General features: G+C 50.4%; 14 protein-coding genes. 6 read left to right on the forward strand and 8 right to left on the reverse strand.

Annotation, left to right across the window (positions count from 1 at the left end; all coding sequences use genetic code 11):
- The first annotated feature begins 8 nt into the window (after positions 1 to 8).
- From JMI88_RS20960 to JMI88_RS20970, 3 genes are read left to right on the forward strand one after another with little or no spacing between them, the layout of a single operon-like run.
- Entirely contained in the window at positions 9 to 749 is a 741-nt protein-coding gene (locus JMI88_RS20960; RefSeq protein WP_201363929.1) for a hypothetical protein, read from the forward strand.
- A complete protein-coding gene (locus tag JMI88_RS20965) occupies positions 746 to 1537 on the forward strand; it encodes a hypothetical protein (RefSeq protein WP_201363930.1) in 792 nt (263 codons plus the stop codon). The genes JMI88_RS20960 and JMI88_RS20965 overlap by 4 nt, the downstream gene beginning before the upstream one ends.
- A 37-nt stretch (positions 1538 to 1574) precedes the next feature.
- On the forward strand, positions 1575 to 2483 hold the full coding sequence (locus tag JMI88_RS20970) for an ABC transporter ATP-binding protein (RefSeq protein WP_201363931.1): 909 nt from the start codon (positions 1575 to 1577) through the stop codon (positions 2481 to 2483).
- Between the two features lie 64 nt (positions 2484 to 2547).
- Here the strand turns inward: JMI88_RS20970 and JMI88_RS20975 are convergent, their stop codons facing one another.
- Positions 2548 to 3411, reverse strand: coding sequence for a hypothetical protein (locus JMI88_RS20975; RefSeq protein ID WP_201363932.1), 864 nt, complete (start codon positions 3409 to 3411; stop codon positions 2548 to 2550).
- A 490-nt stretch (positions 3412 to 3901) separates the two neighbouring features.
- On the opposite strand from JMI88_RS20975, the gene JMI88_RS20980 reads away from it, so the two are divergent.
- On the forward strand, positions 3902 to 5725 hold the full coding sequence (locus JMI88_RS20980) for a glycoside hydrolase family 36 protein (RefSeq protein WP_201363933.1): 1824 nt from the start codon (positions 3902 to 3904) through the stop codon (positions 5723 to 5725).
- Between the two features lie 101 nt (positions 5726 to 5826).
- On the opposite strand, the gene JMI88_RS20985 is transcribed toward JMI88_RS20980, so the two are convergent.
- The 4 genes from JMI88_RS20985 to JMI88_RS21000 form a co-directional block, all read right to left on the reverse strand.
- Positions 5827 to 6372, reverse strand: coding sequence for a L,D-transpeptidase (locus JMI88_RS20985; RefSeq protein WP_236022990.1), 546 nt, complete (start codon positions 6370 to 6372; stop codon positions 5827 to 5829).
- A gap of 303 nt (positions 6373 to 6675) precedes the next feature.
- Positions 6676 to 7866, reverse strand: a complete 1191-nt coding sequence (gene fdhA / locus JMI88_RS20990; protein WP_201363934.1) for a formaldehyde dehydrogenase, glutathione-independent — start codon at positions 7864 to 7866, stop codon at positions 6676 to 6678.
- A 499-nt stretch (positions 7867 to 8365) separates the two neighbouring features.
- Complete coding sequence (locus tag JMI88_RS20995; RefSeq protein WP_201363935.1) at positions 8366 to 9385, reverse strand: NAD-dependent epimerase/dehydratase family protein; 1020 nt, start codon at positions 9383 to 9385, stop codon at positions 8366 to 8368.
- Positions 9386 to 9704: 319 nt separating this feature from the next.
- Positions 9705 to 9905 carry a hypothetical protein gene (locus JMI88_RS21000; RefSeq protein WP_201363936.1) on the reverse strand — a complete coding sequence of 67 codons (201 nt, stop codon included), beginning with the start codon at positions 9903 to 9905 and terminating at the stop codon, positions 9705 to 9707.
- A 303-nt stretch (positions 9906 to 10208) separates the two neighbouring features.
- On the opposite strand from JMI88_RS21000, the gene JMI88_RS21005 reads away from it, so the two are divergent.
- A complete protein-coding gene (locus JMI88_RS21005; RefSeq protein WP_201363937.1) occupies positions 10209 to 10727 on the forward strand; it encodes a GNAT family N-acetyltransferase in 519 nt (172 codons plus the stop codon).
- Positions 10728 to 10757: 30 nt separating this feature from the next.
- Here the strand turns inward: JMI88_RS21005 and JMI88_RS21010 are convergent, their stop codons facing one another.
- Together JMI88_RS21010 and JMI88_RS21015 are read right to left on the reverse strand one after the other, a co-directional pair.
- Complete coding sequence (locus JMI88_RS21010; RefSeq protein ID WP_201363938.1) at positions 10758 to 11447, reverse strand: copper resistance CopC family protein; 690 nt, start codon at positions 11445 to 11447, stop codon at positions 10758 to 10760.
- A gap of 262 nt (positions 11448 to 11709) precedes the next feature.
- The gene (locus tag JMI88_RS21015; protein WP_201363939.1) at positions 11710 to 13413 is read right to left on the reverse strand and encodes a glycosyltransferase family protein; all 1704 of its coding nucleotides are present in this window, start codon (positions 13411 to 13413) and stop codon (positions 11710 to 11712) included.
- 548 nt (positions 13414 to 13961) lie between these two features.
- Between JMI88_RS21015 and JMI88_RS21020 the strand changes: the two genes are divergently transcribed.
- Complete coding sequence (locus tag JMI88_RS21020) at positions 13962 to 15632, forward strand: thiamine pyrophosphate-binding protein (protein ID WP_201363940.1); 1671 nt, start codon at positions 13962 to 13964, stop codon at positions 15630 to 15632.
- Positions 15633 to 15746: 114 nt separating this feature from the next.
- On the opposite strand, the gene JMI88_RS21025 is transcribed toward JMI88_RS21020, so the two are convergent.
- Positions 15747 to 17372: a UxaA family hydrolase gene (locus tag JMI88_RS21025; RefSeq protein ID WP_201363941.1), complete on the reverse strand. Its 1626-nt coding sequence runs from the start codon at positions 17370 to 17372 to the stop codon at positions 15747 to 15749.
- Between the last annotated feature and the right edge of the window lie 18 nt (positions 17373 to 17390).

Genomic DNA, 17390 nt, shown 5'->3' on the forward strand with positions numbered 1-17390 from the left:
GAGGAGCTATGTTCTTTGATCGGCTCTATTACGAAGTTAAACTCTTAGGGAAGCGAGCCATTCTCACTCCCGTTCTCTTAATAATCGGTTTTGTGCTGCTGGCATTTGTGCTCAATGCCAGGCACGTTGATCCCGCACGCACCCTGCTGGGCGGCGTGGAAATGATGTTACCAATCGCCATCGGTTCCATGGTTGGAACCGTCATTGCCCAGGATCCCACCCTGGAACTGCAGTTGACGGTGCCGCGCAAATACCATCGCACCGCCATCCTGCGCTTTCTCTGCCTGCTCGCTCTGGGGGTCGTACTGGCGCTCATCTACATCAATACGCTGGCGGCCATACACATGCTCTACCTGCCTCTCTTTACCCGGCAGTGGTCGCCGCTCAGCCTCTTTCTGGTCACACAATTGATCTGGCTGGCCCCGCTACTCTGGTGTATGGCAGTTGGAGGCAGCTTCTCCTTACTGTTACAGAGCCGTACGGCCGGGGTCGCGCTCTTATGCGCCATCTGGATCGCGGAGATCGTCTTTAAGGACTTCATCGCTTTGAGCGACTGGCTACGCCCCTTTCTGCTTTTTCCCTCTACACTGCTTGATTTTCCACCCACCAACGCAACACCAGAACAATACAACGTGTACTTTTTGCAACCGCATTATGAGCTACTCGCTATCACTATTCCCATCCTGATCATAGGCTGGCTACTTTTGCGTAACGCCGAAAGAATGTTGAAAGGAAGTACAGAAGAATGAGTAATGGTATGACCGCATGCGGCGGTGCCTTTCGCTATGAATTCTTAATGCAGGTACGGCGACGCTCTTTATGGATCAGTTTACTGCTCGTAGAGTTGCTCCAGTTCTTGATCTACGTGCGCTTACCACACCTGTATGACTTCCTCCATATCTACTTTCAAATGCCGATCAATCAGACCATGGCCCAACTGGCCCTGATGGTTAATACACTCCTGCCAGCCGCCTTTGGTTGTCTGATCGCGGATCGTCTGCCGCGAGATCGGCGCACCCGGGTAGAAGAACTGTTTATGGCCACGCTACAGCCTTCAGGTTCACGGCTGATCGGGAAATACTTTGGCAGCGTCTGCGCCACCCTGATACCGATCATCCTTTTCCTTTTGCTCGGCACAGGCTTTGTTCTCTATCGTACAGGAGATATAGCGTGTATACCTCTCGCGCTAACGGCCTTTGTCATCATCATCCTGCCCGGTATCCTCTTCATCAGCGCCTTCTCGCTGGCTTGCCCCACCATCATGTGGGTGCCACTCTACCAGTTTTGTTTTGTTGGCTACTGGTTCTGGGGAAACTTCCTGGGGCCAGCCCATGGTATTCCAACCCTCACTGACACCATCCTGACACCATCAGGCAAATTCATGGCGACAGGTATTTTCGGTCTGGATTCTAAGCATACTGGGATAGTTGCCTCCCCTACCCAGGGATGGGAGAGCCTTTCGCTATTAGTGGGACTGGCGGTGCTGGTTCTGTGCGTACTATGGCTGGTGCAGCGCTGGCAGCAGGCCCGACAATAATGTTATACGTTTACCCTGGTAAAAGGAGCTTTTCACCATGCAAATAGTCATCGAAGATCTGACAAAACACTATCGCGGCAATGTACAGGCCTTAAAAGGGGTCGATTTGACGATTGAGAGCGGCATGTTTGGCCTGCTCGGACCGAACGGGGCGGGCAAGACAACCCTCATGCGTCTGCTGGCCGGCATCCTCTATCCCTCTTCGGGCAGCATCCAGGTAGGCACACACGACGGCACGAGCGACAAGGGACGTACCGAGATCAAACGCATACTGGGATATCTGCCCCAGGATCTCGGCATGTATCCCGATCTCAGTGCGCGCGAGTTTCTGGACTACGTGGCGATCTTGAAAGGATTGGATCAGCGCCAACAGCGCAGGGCGCGGGTCGAAGAGATGCTCGAAATGGTTGCCTTGAGCGATGTCGCCCAGAGGAAGCTGAAAACCTTCTCAGGCGGAATGAAGCGCCGCGTCGGCATTGCGCAGGCCCTGCTCAACAATCCACAGCTCTTAATCGTCGATGAGCCCACGGCCGGCCTCGATCCAGAGGAACGCATCCGCTTTCGCAATCTGCTCAGCGATTTAGGGGGCAATCGCACGGTGCTACTCTCGACCCATATCGTGGAAGATATCGCGCAAACCTGCCACAAGCTAGCCGTTATGCGTGCGGGAGAAATTATCTTCCACGGCACCACGGCCGCTTTGATACAGCAGACGGCCGGTAAGGTCTGGCTGCTCACCACGCAAGGTCAGAAGCCCCAAGGGGACTTCATTGTGGTCTCAACCTTGCATATGGCGCAAGGCATTCAATACCGGGTGGTTGGCGAGGAAATAGCCATTCGCCAACTGGCAGGAGCAAGCATCACCCAGACCGAACCAGAGCTAGAGGATGGCTATGTCTGGCTGATGCGTGGGCAGCGCACACCGGACAAACAACCTGCCTATTAATAATCTGCGACTGGCGTATGATGGCTACGACATGCGCCAGCCACGGCAACCATGCTAATATGAGCTATGCCTGACGCTCACCATCTTGCTGTTGGATATGCTCTAATACCACCTGCTGTGCCTGTGAGACAGCCTGCCAGCCAGGAATGAGACTTTTATGGCTCGACAGAGGACCCATCAATTCCTCAAAGCGATTGCGTGTAAAGAAGCGTTCAAAGCCCAGCACGTCATAGCAGAGCATCAAAATAAGTTCATCCAGAGATTTGGAGGGAAATTTTTCGCTACTGAACTGGATTAAGCCGCGCGGTTGTTCAATCTGGCAGGTGTAACAGTATGTCGGCTGATCGTCCAGTTGCTTCTGGCGAATTTTAACCACCATCCCTTGAGCGTCCTGCGCTTCAATTTCACGTTCCTGCTGGTGGTCTTTAGTATAGTATGCGTTGAGTTGACGCTGCAACAGATCGATGCGCGCCTCTATAAAGCCAGGCATCGTCAGTAGTGTGCGCTCACCTTCATGCTTGATCAACTTGATCGTACCCGGACCATACCAGATTTCAATCCAATGATTTTTTGGGTATTTTTTGTAGAATGCCGCCACGCTCATATGGGCATTAAGCAAGGCGCGCACAATCGGCCCATCTTCACGGCGCGCATATTCCTCTTCACCCCGTATCCAGCTCCAGCCAGAGACAGCATCATCGTAGCCAAAAGCCCAGCACATCGTACCATCCGTCTCAGTCAGCTCCTCAACCTCATAGGTATCATAGGTACGTAACAGAAAGTGCCGGATCTCTTCAAACAGCAGGTTCCAGAACGCATCATTGCGATGTCCTGTATACAGATGCCGCTGCTGCATATGCAGCATAATACAATCTACAGATGCTTCGATATAAGGTTCAATATAATCGACAAACTCAACACTATCCACTTACGCGGGCTCCTTCGTTCAGTGTGCACTAACTATAAGAATGTGTCTGATGCCCAGTGCACCAGGAATCAGATAGCCCCTGTGCGGATGGGCGCATCCGCGCCCGAGCCCTTTTATTTGTTGGTGCAGCATGCGCAAAGAGCGCATGCTGCACCAACAAATAAAAGATCTTTTGAGCGCCGAAGGCGCGTAGCGTCAGGCAAAGAACACTTAGAAGCCATGAAAGTCCAACACATTCTTAGATGTAGCAATGTAGCAGAGACAGATTATCCATATTGCCAATTTGCGGCAATTCCTCTATACAGTATACTCACAGCACCAAATCCCTGAATGAAATATTTGGAGCGCATAAAATGCTGCTCATGATCGCTGGCCTGGATGGATAAAATGCTATATATATGGTAGACTCCATTATAAATTGTACAACAGGTTGTAAAAACTTGTTTAATACATCATTTTGCTGCCGCTTACAATAATGGAGTTACACGTTATGACAACTATTCCTGGCGTAGCATCGACAATTTCTATCACAGGCACAGGAGATAGCTTTACGGCAACGCAAACAGCGACCGAGGTTGCCGCTGGATTGACGCTGATCGAGTTGCAGATTATGGCCAACGCACAACGTCCCGAACCGGTCCCACGCATACATATCAGCTGGTCGCTGCCTATGCACGACATCTACAGCATCTGGCACTCGGGCAGTGATCGCAATAAAAATATTCCAGCAAACTGGACACGAGGACATATCGCTAAAGTCACTTCACAGATGCCAGTCGTCAGTCTCTATAATTATCATGGGGAAAACCGGCTTACCGCCGCCTTCTCAGACGCGTTGGAGGCCGTTGAGATAAAAGCGGGAGTGAGCGAAGAGACGGGAGAATTACGCTGCTCTCTGGACCTCTTTGTGGAATCTTCGCCCGAGTTGTCTGACTATAAGGCTACATTGCGCCTGGATACGCGTGCCATCCCTTACTACACGGCCCTGAATGAAGTTCAGCAATGGTGGGCTCAACAACCTGGATACGAACCAGCTCCGGTACCAGAACAGGCACGCTTGCCCATGTATTCTACCTGGTATAGCTTCCACCAGCAATTAGAGCCTGCCGCGATTGAGGCTCAGTGTCGCATCGCCAAAGAACTTGGCTGCGAAGCGGTCATCGTGGATGATGGCTGGCAAACAGTGAATAATGAACGCGGCTATGCTTATTGCGGTGACTGGGAGGTAGCAACCGAGAAAATACCAGACATGAAGGCCCATGTCGCCAGGGTGCATGCACTGGATATGAAATATATCCTGTGGTACTCGGTCCCATTTGTTGGCCAGCACAGCCAGGCCTGGTCGCGTTTTAGTAACCGCATGCTGTATACGATTGAACGCCTGGGCGCCGGCGTCCTTGATCCACGCTATCCCGAGGTGCGCGAATATTTGATTCAACTCTATGAAAAAGCCCTGGTCGAATGGGATTTAGATGGCTTTAAACTGGACTTTGTGGACGCTTTCCGGGCCGAGCCGCGTTTTCCTCAGCCTTCCGCAGCTCCAGCGCCCGCCGCGGTACCACCTGCAAAGACAGCGGCAGAGGAGGAACGCGACGAGCAATCGATTGATAAAGCCGTTGATCGCCTGCTAACAGATGTGATGGCCCGGCTCAGAGCATTAAAGCCTGACATCTTGATTGAGTTCCGGCAATCATATGTCGGACCGCTCATGCGCAAATATGGTAATATGTTCCGCGCTGGCGATTGTCCCTACGAGTTCATCACCAATCGGGTACGTACGCTGGACATCCGCCTGCTGTGCGGCGAGACTGCAGCCCATGCCGATATGTTGATGTGGCATCCAAACGAGCCAGTCGAAGTAGTCGCCTTACAATTAATCAACGTCCTTTTCTCTGTACCACAAATATCGGTCCTGCTCGATAAACTGCCAGCTCCTCATCTAGAGGTGGTACGCTACTGGCTGGCCTTCTGGCGTCAACAACGTGACGTCCTGCTAGATGGCACGCTAATGCCTTCACATCCAGAAGTACTCTATCCCATGGTCAGTGCCGCAACCAGACAAAAGCACCTGATCGTATCCTATCAAAACAACGTGATAACTATCCCAGCCTCCTTACCAGAGGAACTCATCATCATCAATGGTACTCTGGAGCAGCGCCTCGTCCTGGAAGTCGCAGAGGATCACGGACCACGTCTGCTACACATTCGCGATTGCCGTGGCCAGAGCGTTCAGCAGGAAGAACTGAGCTTGAGTCCAGGTCTACACGCGCTAGTTGTGCCAGCAGCCGGAGTCGTGACTTTGCATGCGCGCTAAGCGCACGGGCGCATCTGCGCCCAAGCTATTTGTAGTATATGAAGCGGCATGCGCCGAGCGCATGCCGCTTCATATACTATCCTTACTTCAGGGCACAGACATCAGGAATGGATCCGTACAGTAGTACCGAGGGGGGCCCAGTTATAAAGCCACTGTGCGGCCGCATAAGGCATAGAAATGCAACCATGAGATCCATCCTGCCGGCCATATACGGGGTCACTATGCCAGCCATTAGTGCCCGGTCCATATACGCTATGCCACCAGGAATCGTGCAAAAAGAAGCCACCTGGTTTCCATTCGAGGGCATAATTGATATGGGTTGGACCATAGTAGTTGGGCGAATTTGCTGGCCATGGAGAATAGAAAGTGGTCGGACTCTCCTTCGCAAAGACATGATAGATACCAACCGGCGTTTCTAAGCCTGCTCGACCAGTCAGTACCAGGGTAGTATATACTGCCTTACCACCTGCGAAGGCTGTCAGCTTCTGCTGCGTCAGATTCACATCAATGACCTTACCTGCGGCCGTATTTGAAGCTACTGCTGCTCTGGCAGAGGATGTGCCAGATGGGTTCACCACCAACAGCATAGCTAACAAAAACGCAGCCACTCCTACTACGCTTATTCTGACCCTTTGCTTACTTGTCATAATACCCTCCTTTCCCTATAACACGAATCACGGCGACATAAAGTTGTAACTATTAGGGTAATATGACTATTTGTTAAATAGACAGAATTGCACAAATATAGAGTGAGAGTGTGTTCGCCAGATTACGAATTATTCCGTAGTAATACACATAGTATTTATAAATGTGATATCCATAGTCAGAATCTCCCCCATTATGTTACCAGCTAAGCGATACTGGTCGCCGTGCGTACAAAAAAGATCCGGGAAAAAACAGATTTGTTCTTTCCCGGACCTGCATCGCTTCTGTCAGCAAAGCGAGCACAGTTACTTGAGCAAACCATGGGGATCTAACACGAACTTCTTTGCAGCTCCCTTGTCAAAGTCTACGTAGCCTTGGGGAGCATCGGTCAACGGAATAATGGTGGCATTAACCGCCTTAGCAATCTGAATCTTGTCATTCAAAATGGCCATCATCAATTGTCGCTGGTAGCGCATCACCGGCGTCTGGCCGGTAGCGAATGAAAGGGACTTGGCCCAGCCCAGGCCCATATCCACACCCAGGCGCCCATGCTTCGCGTTCTCATCAATACCACCGGGATCGCCTGTCACATACAGGCCTGGAATGCCTACCCGCCCTGCGGCGCGCGTAATAGTCATTACGTCATTCAAAACGGTCGCCGGCGCTTCAGCAGCACCCATTCCATGTCCACGTGCTTCAAAACCGACACAGTCTATAGCCGCATCGACAACCGGCTCACCAACAATCTGCGCAATCATATCGGGCAGTTCAGCTTTTTCGCGCAGGTCAACCGTTTCGCAGCCAAAGCTTTTGGCCTGTGCCAGGCGCTCTGGATTCATATCGCCAACGATAACTACAGCGGCGCCTAAAAGCTGACTTGAAGCCGCGCAGGCCAGGCCAACGGGTCCCGCACCAGCTACATACACGGTTGATCCAGTCGTTACACCGGCGCTAACAGCTCCGTGGTAGCCAGTGGGAAAGATATCTGAAAGCATGGTCAGATCTTTTATCTTCGCCATCGCCTGTTCTTTATCTGGAAACTTCAGTAGATTCCAGTCGGCATAAGGCACCATTACATATTCAGCCTGGCCACCAACCCAGCCTCCCATATCTACATAGCCATAAGCCGCACCCGGGCGAGCTGGATTGACATTCAAGCAAACGCCTGTGTTCCCCGCTTTACACATCCGACAACGTCCACAGGCGATATTAAAGGGGACAGAAACCATGTCACCAGCTTTAATAAACTCGACGTCCCGTCCAATCTCGATCACCTCACCGGTAATTTCATGGCCCAGGGTCTGACCTTTTGGTGCAGTAGTACGCCCACGTACCATATGCTGGTCACTGCCACAAATGTTGGTAGCGATCACACGCAGAATTACGCCATGCTCACATTTGCGGTTTTGTTCCTTTAATTCTAGCTTCGGATACTCGATATCTTCAACCTTGACTTTCCCCGGTTCAACGTATACAACACATTTGTTGCCTGCCATGTCATTGTTCTCCTTCTTTGGACAAAATCTCCTCTGTTCGGTGTCGGGCTGGCCCCTCTGAAAGATACTTTCGATGCATATAGAGCGATGCACTCTACTGCATCAGCAGCTCTACAGGGACATTATTCAAGAAGGTTGACTGTGTGGAAGCTTTGAAGTACTTGAAGCTTATGAGTACACTTGAGGTGTTTTGGAGCTTTTTAATCTTCTTCTCAAGTTTAACTCATCTTATTGTGCTATTCTCGACACAAAAAAAATGTAGCATATAGAATTGAATATGTCAATGAAAGAGGCCAGTCAAAGCAGGCTTTCCAATTCTCCTTTTTGCCGCCCGCGGCGGTGGTAAAGAAGAGTAGGAATACCCCCATCCCCGGCAGGGGAGACCGCTGGCGTTAAAATTGGCGTATATCCATCATAGAAGAGGGGTGGGCAATAATAAACATACGTATTATTGCCCATTAATGATTGACTGCTAATGATTGATCACTGCTCACTAATGTCAAGCCAGGGAGCGTTGATGCCAGAGTGGAAGTAGCTGTGCTTCACGCTTGGGGTCCATACCAGCTCGACGTGGACCGATGGGGCGAGTTTGGTTCCAGGCCAGGGTATCCTCGATCGTGGTAGCTAGCGGCCGGTAGGTCAACCCGGCTGCCTGGGCACGTGCCACGCTCGCAAGCATGAAGCCAGTCAGATCGGCCTCGCTATCTGGAATCCAGAGCGGCAACTCCATCCACGAACCGACTTCGTGCGCGTTCAGGAACGCATCATCAATCCAGGTAAAGGTTGCATCGCTACCACTGACAGCCTTGCACTGCTCTAAAAGCTGCTGCATGGTCAGCTGGCCAACCGGTCCGTTTGCATTATAGATACCCGTCTGGCCGGCTTCGACCATGCGCACAATCCAATCAGCCATATCGCGCACATCGATAAACTGTATCATCTTATCCGGACGGCCGGGTGCCAGTACTTCCCCACCACGAGCTACACGCACAGGCCAATACGTAAAGCGATCACTGCCGTCATATGGACCAACGAGTAAACCTGAGCGTACATTGAGCACACGGCCGGGCATCTCTTCTTCGGCCGCCTGCTCGCACAGAGCCTTGAGAGCACCATATAGCTCGCCATATGGCGGCTTCATCTGTGCGGTGGAGGCCAGCTGATCAGGCGTCAAAGTGGCCAGCGGAGCCGACTCATCCACTCCAGGCCGCGAAAAATCAGCATAGACTGATTTGCTGGACACAAAAGTATAATGCTTCACGGCACCAGCCAACAAGCGAGCCGAAGTACGTACAACATCGGGATGATAGCCGCTGGTATCAATAGCGGCATCCCATTCCCTACCCTGTAGAGGAGAGAGATCCTGCGTTCGATCGCCATGCAATTGCTCGACACCTGGATACTCTACATCACTATGATTCCCGCGATTAAAGAGCGTCACCTCGTGGCCGGCCGCCAGCGCGGCAGCGACCAGGGCGCGACCCAGAAATACCGTGCCACCCAGAATAAGAATTTTCATATAAGGAACTTCCTTTTCTTTGTCATCTGCCTGTATCATACCAGTTCTTCAAGTATGCAAGAAAGCATAAAAAAATGCTGAGAGCATAGGTGCTACTCTGAGCTATGCTCTCAGCATAGATATAAGGCTCGGGAGCACATTTTTAAGGTGTCGTGCAAACATGCATTCGGCGCATGTTTGCACGACACCTTAAAACTTTTTGAGTATCGCAGGTACGAATCGTCATAGGTGCTGAGCTTGCCTCAGCTTGATTCCGCAGGCACGAAGCGCCTGCATTTCACACGCCCTTGGGAAAAGCGTTAACTCATAATTTTTGGCATTAAGAGGCCATTGTAGTGAGAAAAGGTGTAAGATTGTGATTCTTACAGGCTGGACAATCCCAGCTAATCATGTTTAAGAAATGAATATCCTTGCCACCATCGGCAAGGCCAATCATAAAAGTCTTCTGACAATTCGTACATTGAATCGCTCTTGCAACATTGGGATCTGATTGAGGATTTTGAGTAGACATTTTTGACATCTAGATACTCCTTTTTCCCTCTCCAAAGAAGAGCGTAATGTAATAAGGAAAGGCTATATCAAGGCTATATTAAATAGACGGATGAAAGCGAGCAAAATTAATTTTTTGGCTGCGGCTGATTGCTGCACGGATCATTTGTAATCTGGCAAGAATACGCTTTATGATGTATCGTAGAAGTAGTGGGCATAAAAGATGTGGCTATTCAAACATCTTAAGCCGCCTGTACTGCCGGGTCAAATGGAGAGAAGAGGAAAATTAACAGGCAGTCAGCGTAAGGTAGGAAAAAAGTAGAGGTAACGTCGAATGAGAAAAGAGACACTTCCCCTGGTCACTGACTATGTGATCCGCTATCTGACGCTGGCAGATACTGCCAGTGTGCAGGACCTCTATGAGCGTTGTGCGGATTATATAGAGCTGGCGACAGGAGGCAAACCAGGGCCGGATGCGGCGCAACATATCTTTACTGAACTTCCAGCAGGAAAAACGTATAACGATAAATTGTTGATCGGTATTTTTACGCCAGCAGGTAGGTTGATTGGCCTGGTAGATGCCATTCGCGATTATCCTACCGAACATGAGTGGTATCTCTATCTTTTACTGCTCGATCCGCAAGAGCGCAATCGTGGATTAGGAGAAAAAATTTATCATATCTTTGCTGAGTGGGCGGCTATGCAGGGTGCGCAGGCGATCAGCCTGGCCGTTCTCACACAAAATACGCAGGCGCAACGTTTCTGGCAGCGACTTGGTTTTGAAGCAGCCGAATATACAGATGAACTGAATACAAAAGATGCGACCAGGATCACGTTACGGCGAGGGTTATAAACAGGCTACAGGGACCCGATCAAAGGACTCTCAATCATCTTCAGTTGGCACAATCAGGGCGATAGCACGACGGTGTTCTATCTGCTGTGAAAATGACCACATCACACTGACGCCCACCACCAGTCCTGCCAGTCCGATCAGGCCAGCCAGCCATAAAGGAACACCAATTCGGTCAGCCTTTGATACATACGAAGAAGCTGGCTGCGCTCCAGCTGTCTTTGACGCCTGGGCTGGCGCGCTGGCCAGCACACCTTTAAGCAACGGATTGATGTGGACAAAAAAACGAAAACTACCGCCATCATGATAGTTCCCCTGTGCCGCCACTGTATGCCAGTTTACAATATAGATCTCTGACTGATTCGCCTGCATAGCAATGACCAGTGTGGCGGGATCGACCCTATCAGCCTGCGCCAAGCCAGTACTCACCTGCTTGCCGTTAACATCCAGCACCGTAAGCGTACTATGAGGTATATCTAACCGAGCCGAAAAGTGGACAGCCACGGCAGTAGGCGCGGTCAGCAAAAAAGCATTCGCAGCAGGATTCGAGCTGACATATTCGGCATACGTGGTCGGTGCAGATCGTGCCAGCGCCAGCACTGGAAAATAAACAGCCACCACGATGATCAACAGGCCGCCTAGCACGCGCGCAACGCCGCCCCAGACACTACACCACAATCTCCACGGTTGGGTCCCCTCATGCCCATATTGCATCCACTCCATACGAACAACACCTCTCACTTCACATATACCACAGACAAACCACATAGCTACCTTCATTATGAACAATCGGCATATACCATCAAAATATATCTATCCAGCGCAGTAAAAATCAATTCTCTTTTCAGGGATTATCATAATAAAGAGGATATTTCTATCGTTAATGGTAATAGAAATATCCTCTTGACAGACTGCTACTTATTTTTCCAGTAGCGCAGGTCACTCTATCTAAACCACCATTTCTGAGGCACAACCAGAAAAAAATCTACCTGGGAGTGAAGATATGATAGCCAGGTATACGTAAAATCTGGTACGCTACTGGAAGTTGATGTAAGTTCACCATTTTGACAAAGTTTTTATCCAGGTCTGATCCTAACGGAAAGATATACGCTACCCGTGTCGCTTTTTTGACCTCGGTCGCGTAGGCTGGATAGCGATTATAGCCATCTTTCAGCTGAGCATTCACCACCGCGCAAATAATGTTCTCATTACTTATAAAGATAATGTTATTGCAAGTCCAGTATTCCGAATAAACATACTTTAAATGCATGTGCTCTAGACTCTGAACTGTCTGCTGCTCACGCTGATAATCAAACTGAGCCTGCGGTACTTCCTTAACAAATATATCAATTGTGCCACTCACATATACAAAGAATATCAGTCCGAGCACCAATGTACGAACAACCAATACAATGATCTCTTTTGCTTTCAATTTCAGCAGCAGCAAGCTTAAGCCATCCCATAAGGGCCACAGAATCACCGGCATTGAAATCAGTATACATATCAAATAGCGCGAGGTAGGTCCAGGAGTGAGGGCAGATGCCGAACTTGAAACAAACAGGAACAGCGTGCCAATGGCACAAATCAGCACCATCAGGCGGCCGCATTCAATAATAAGTTGACGGCTCTGCTCAAATGTCCACTCTGGATGCCACAGGGACATTCCTTGCCGCGCGCGCCAGAGCTTCCAGACGGCCCGTCCGGACATAAAGGCAGCAATACTCCATAAAATAAGATAGCCAATACTCCAGCCGAAATGTGTCACCACACATGATACGACTGTCTGCCCAAAATATGGAAATTGACTCTGGGTGCAACCAGAATTATAGCCAAGGGCGCCCGGCAGAGCAATACCAAAGGTGCCAACTAGCTGCTGCCATAAAGTTGCATGGGCGTTTGTCCCTCCATTGTGAAGCTGTACTAGCACCACAATGGCATTCTGATCCAACGGAACGCTGACATTATAAATAATGAGAGGCATAAGGCCAATGAGTGTGCCAAGAACCAGGGCCACACCAGCCCAGGAGAAACATTCACGACGGCAGAAGAGCAGCAGAAAAAGTATACCCATGCAAACAAAGGGCAAAATCAACATATCTTCCCATATAGATAGGCCAATAATTAACCCCAACACGCCATAGATAAAGATACGTCTCCCATTGGTACGTTTAAACGTATCAATTTTATATGCATATAGAGCCAGCCAGATTGTAATCACGCAAATGGTTACAGCGAAAAATTCGGTTTCTGGATATCCGCCGATGGCCTTTAGCTGACGCAGTAAAATAGGCGTTGCCCCAAAACTGAAGAGCAGGCAAATAAAAAGTCCAAGTTTCTGTGTATGTAGTAAAGCGGTTAAAGCATACATACCCAGCAAAAATAAGGCAAAGAAAAGTAAGAGTTCCAGTCGCAAAGTAAAAAGAGAGGAACCCAGCAAGTGAAATAGTGGAGCAGCCAGATAAGCTTCGATTGGTCCCATATAAGACTGGCCATAGTAGAAGATCGGCCACTCCCCATTATAGGCGATATGACGAGACATCAGACCCATAGTTGTTTCATCGCTATTGGTAGAAGGCCAGTTAAAATAGATAAGAATAAAGCGCAGTAGGGTCGCTAATATGATGATACCAATCAAGTAGCGTTCATGTTTTCCAATATGGAAACGCTTTAAATTAAGAAGTGATTTCATAGAATGATATGGAAGCCTTTCTTTGCTGCTTTTCTTTAGAAACTACCATCTCTGGCTGTATATCTCTCATTGAGATCATAAACAATATTCGGTTAAAATTACCAAAAAAAGAGGGGAATAGTCAAAAAATAGCTATTTTTTACCTTGCTGCTGTTTCCAGACCCTTTCATTGAAAACATTTTTCCTTTCTTTTATATATTGATATGTTTTTCTCCACTGTATGTATATATCACGCCCGCCCAAAAGTCACAACAATAAGCGCTGCCGTAAACTAAAAACAGTGCTTTTGGGTACCTTATACAGGACAGAAACAAAAGAAACCCGGGCAACCTTTACTGATATAATTCATAGCTTCTGGGAAATAACGCTGGCCACATCTCTCAGGCAATAAGATACCAGTCCCATTGAAGGTGCTTGATCATCCAGAATGTGGTAAGCTAGTAAAAAAAGAAGAACATTAAATATATCAATGGGACGTCCGACTAGACGTCCTATCACTGTGTTTAAACATATGATTGTTATTTTTTAATAATTGAGGAGTCTCTCGCGTGACCAATAGGCAGCATCTCACTGGCGCTCAAGCAGTCATCGCAGCATTACGCGCAAATAACGTGGATACCATTTTTGGTATTCCAGGTGTTCATACATTACCAATCTATGACGCAATCTACAATGAGCCAGGAATACGTCACATTCTGGCACGCCACGAGCAAGGTGCTGGCTTTATGGCCGAAGGCTACGCACGAGCTACAGGACGTCCCGGCGTGGTCTGTACCATCACCGGACCCGGTGTCACCAACATCACAACACCGGCGGCCAGTGCCTATGCCGATTCTATTCCATTATTAATTATCAGTAGCTCCCAATCGCGTGCGACACAGGGTCATGCGCGCGGAGAACTACATGAGATTAAAGACCAGCTAGGCTTGATGGAGTCTCTGGTAGGCTGGACACGCTCCGTCAATTATGTAGAAGAGATTTCGGAAGCGCTGCACGATGCATTCCGCGTCATGCAGCAAGGGCGACCACGTGGCGCTTATATTCAGATTCCGTGCGATCTGCTCAACCAGGAAGCGGATGTAGATATTACTATCCCTGGTCCCTTTGAGCGTCCTCTCCCTTCTATTGAATCGCTGGCAGCGGCGGTAGAAATCCTACGCGAAGCTGAGCGTCCTTTCATAGTGGCGGGCGCCGGAGTCACGACGGCCAACGCCAACCAACAATTATTGCAACTGGCCGAGCTTCTGCAAGCGCCAGTTCTGCTCGGTAGTAAGAGCCATGATGTACTACCCACCAACCATCCATTAGTGCTGGCAACCAATGACAATCTGCCCCTGGATTTAGATGCCTTTATCGCGACACGCGATGCAGTACTGGTCGTGGGCAGCAAACTGGGCGCGGAAAGAACCGCCGATAGGCGCCTACCTCTGCCAGAGCGCATGATCCATATTGATATCGATCCAACAGAAATCGGGCACAATTACCGCACCCAGGTCGGCATTGTCTCTGACGCCAAAGTAGCTTTGGATGCGCTCTACAAGTTTTTAAAAGAGTATCCCCACGAACGTACGGCGCCTTATGGCGCCCTGGATGATCTGCGCGAGGCCCTCTACCTGCATACGGTAGCTTTTCAGGGCGAGAATTTCACCATGCTAGAAGGCGTACAGAGTGCGCTGGCGCAATTGCCAGCGGATACCATGGTTGTCGCGGACATGACCATGCTGGGCTATGCCGCGGCTCAGCATCTGACCGTGCGCCAGCCGCGTACTTTTATTCATCCAGCCGAGCTCTGCACCATTGGCAGTGGTTTACCGCTGGCCATTGGTGCCCAGGTAGCGCTGCCGGGACGCGCAGTAATCGCCTTATGTGGAGATGGCGGTTTCCTCTTAAATAGCAGCGAACTGGCCACCGCAGCTCAGGAGAAGCTACCGGTCATAGTGGTAATTTTCAATGACGCAACCTTTACCAGGGTGAAAACCGATCAGCAGCGCAACTATAGCGGCCATTATATCGCCACCGATCTGCTGGCCCCTGACTATGTAGCCCTGGCACGAGCCTTCCATGCCGAGGCCGTGCGCGTCACCACGCCAGAAGAACTGAGCCAGGCGATTCAAAGCGCCACCCGGCACGCCGGGCCGACTGTGATCGAGGCTCCTCTCCTGCCACGTCAATGGCATAACAAACGCTCGGTCGAACAGTCCGTGACGACACTGGCATAGCAAAAAAACGTTTTATATGGTGGTGGTGCGTCGGTCGCGCTGAGCGCGACCGACGCACCACCACCATATAAAACAAGGTGCGGCATGAGAGTCTGGCACACTGCCAGATAAACGCTACATGGTAGCTCCCAGAATCCAGGGCGCGAACTCCTCTTCGCCCAGTCCCTGAGCTTCACTCTTGCTCTGCTTACCACTGGCCACCGCAATCACTTCATCGAGAATCCGCTGCCCGACTTCTTGAAGGCTGACACCATCAAGAACGACGCCCGCATCGATATCTATATCATCTGGCATATTTTCGTACAGAGCAGTATTGGAGGAAACTTTAATCGATGGCGCTGGCTTAAAGCCAAACATCGAACCACGGCCAGTGGTGAAAACAATCATGTTACAGCCGCCAGCTACCTGGCCGGTAGCCGAAACAGGATCGTACCCGGGAGTGTCCATGACGACTAGGCCACGCTCAGTGATAGGTTGTGCATAGGTATAGACCGCATTAAGAGGTGTAGTGCCACCTTTGGCGATTGCTCCTAGCGACTTCTCATAAATGGTGGTCAAGCCGCCCAATTTGTTGCCAGGTGATGGATTATTGTTCATTTCCATGTCGTTGATGGCCGTATAATGTTCCCACCAGCGCAGACGCTCCACAAAGCCCTCTCCAACCTCACGGCTGCGAGCACGCCGCAAGAGAATATGCTCAGCCCCATAAATCTCAGGTGTCTCGCTCAACACCGCGGTCCCACCCTGGCGCACCAGCTCATCAACGCAGAAGCCCAGGCCCGGATTAGAGGTGATGCCACTCCAGCCATCGCTCCCACCGCACTGCAGCGCTAGCTTCAACTCGGAGATGGGAACTTCTTCGCGCTGGACGGCGTTTACCCGCGGTAACAGCCCTTCGATGATACGCGCTCCCTCCGCTATCGTGTGCGCGACACCATGGTTCTCCTGCAAGGTTAAAAAGTGGGGCTGTTTCCACTGTTGCGCATCATCAAGCCGCATGGCCTGAATCATATCCTGCAATTGATTGCTCTCGCAGCCCAGGCCGACCAGCAGATACGCGCCAACATTGGGATGCAGGGCCATGCCAGCCAGTACGCGCTGCAACTGCTCAACTGCAGCACTGCCCGTACGCATACCACAGCCGCTCTTATGCGTCAAACCAATTACACCATCGATATTGGGATAGGCCCGCATTATCTCAGGTCCAAAACGCCGCTGAATGGCACGCACGGTGGAAGCCGAACAATTTACTGAGCTGATGATCGCCACATAGTTGCGCGTCCCGACGCGACCATCTGGACGTCGATAGCCCATAAACGTACGACGTTGCGCATCTGGTACGTATTCAACTGGATGGACATCTACCCCATATTGATAATCTTGCTTCAATTCGCCAACCGAAAGATTGTGGCTATGCACATGCTCGCCCGCTTGAATAGCCTGGGTAGCAAAACCAATCACAGATCCATAGCGTCGCACCGGCTGGCCCTCAGCCATCGCATGGAGCGCCACTTTATGGCCAGAGAGCACCCGCTGTACAACCTCTACCTGCGTCTCCGGCTCACCCGGCAAGCGCAAAACAACGCCACGACTCAGCGGGACACGTGCAATGGCCACATCGTCTTGCGGATGAAGTAAAATAGCGACCTCATTCAGCTCAATCGGCTTTCCGCGCGCCACCACGCCCGCCTGAATAGTATGCAATTGTGTAGATGGAGTTGATACTTCTCGCGTATCCATAGAGCACCATTCTCTTTC

The organism is Dictyobacter formicarum, from assembly GCF_016587435.1.

Bases quoted from the DNA above. Each gene is read 5' to 3' on its own strand.
- JMI88_RS21005 (WP_201363937.1), top strand. From the start codon at position 10,209: ATGAGAAAAGAGACACTTCCCCTGGTCACTGACTATGTGATCCGCTAT.
- JMI88_RS20965 (WP_201363930.1), top strand. From the start codon at position 746: ATGAGTAATGGTATGACCGCATGCGGCGGTGCCTTTCGCTATGAATTC.
- fdhA (WP_201363934.1), bottom strand. From the start codon at position 7,866: ATGGCAGGCAACAAATGTGTTGTATACGTTGAACCGGGGAAAGTCAAG.
- JMI88_RS21015 (WP_201363939.1), bottom strand. From the start codon at position 13,413: ATGAAATCACTTCTTAATTTAAAGCGTTTCCATATTGGAAAACATGAA.
- JMI88_RS20960 (WP_201363929.1), top strand. From the start codon at position 9: ATGTTCTTTGATCGGCTCTATTACGAAGTTAAACTCTTAGGGAAGCGA.
- JMI88_RS20980 (WP_201363933.1), top strand. From the start codon at position 3,902: ATGACAACTATTCCTGGCGTAGCATCGACAATTTCTATCACAGGCACA.
- JMI88_RS20970 (WP_201363931.1), top strand. From the start codon at position 1,575: ATGCAAATAGTCATCGAAGATCTGACAAAACACTATCGCGGCAATGTA.
- JMI88_RS20995 (WP_201363935.1), bottom strand. From the start codon at position 9,385: ATGAAAATTCTTATTCTGGGTGGCACGGTATTTCTGGGTCGCGCCCTG.
- JMI88_RS21025 (WP_201363941.1), bottom strand. From the start codon at position 17,372: ATGGATACGCGAGAAGTATCAACTCCATCTACACAATTGCATACTATT.
- JMI88_RS21000 (WP_201363936.1), bottom strand. From the start codon at position 9,905: ATGTCAAAAATGTCTACTCAAAATCCTCAATCAGATCCCAATGTTGCA.
- JMI88_RS20985 (WP_236022990.1), bottom strand. From the start codon at position 6,372: ATGACAAGTAAGCAAAGGGTCAGAATAAGCGTAGTAGGAGTGGCTGCG.
- JMI88_RS21010 (WP_201363938.1), bottom strand. From the start codon at position 11,447: ATGGAGTGGATGCAATATGGGCATGAGGGGACCCAACCGTGGAGATTG.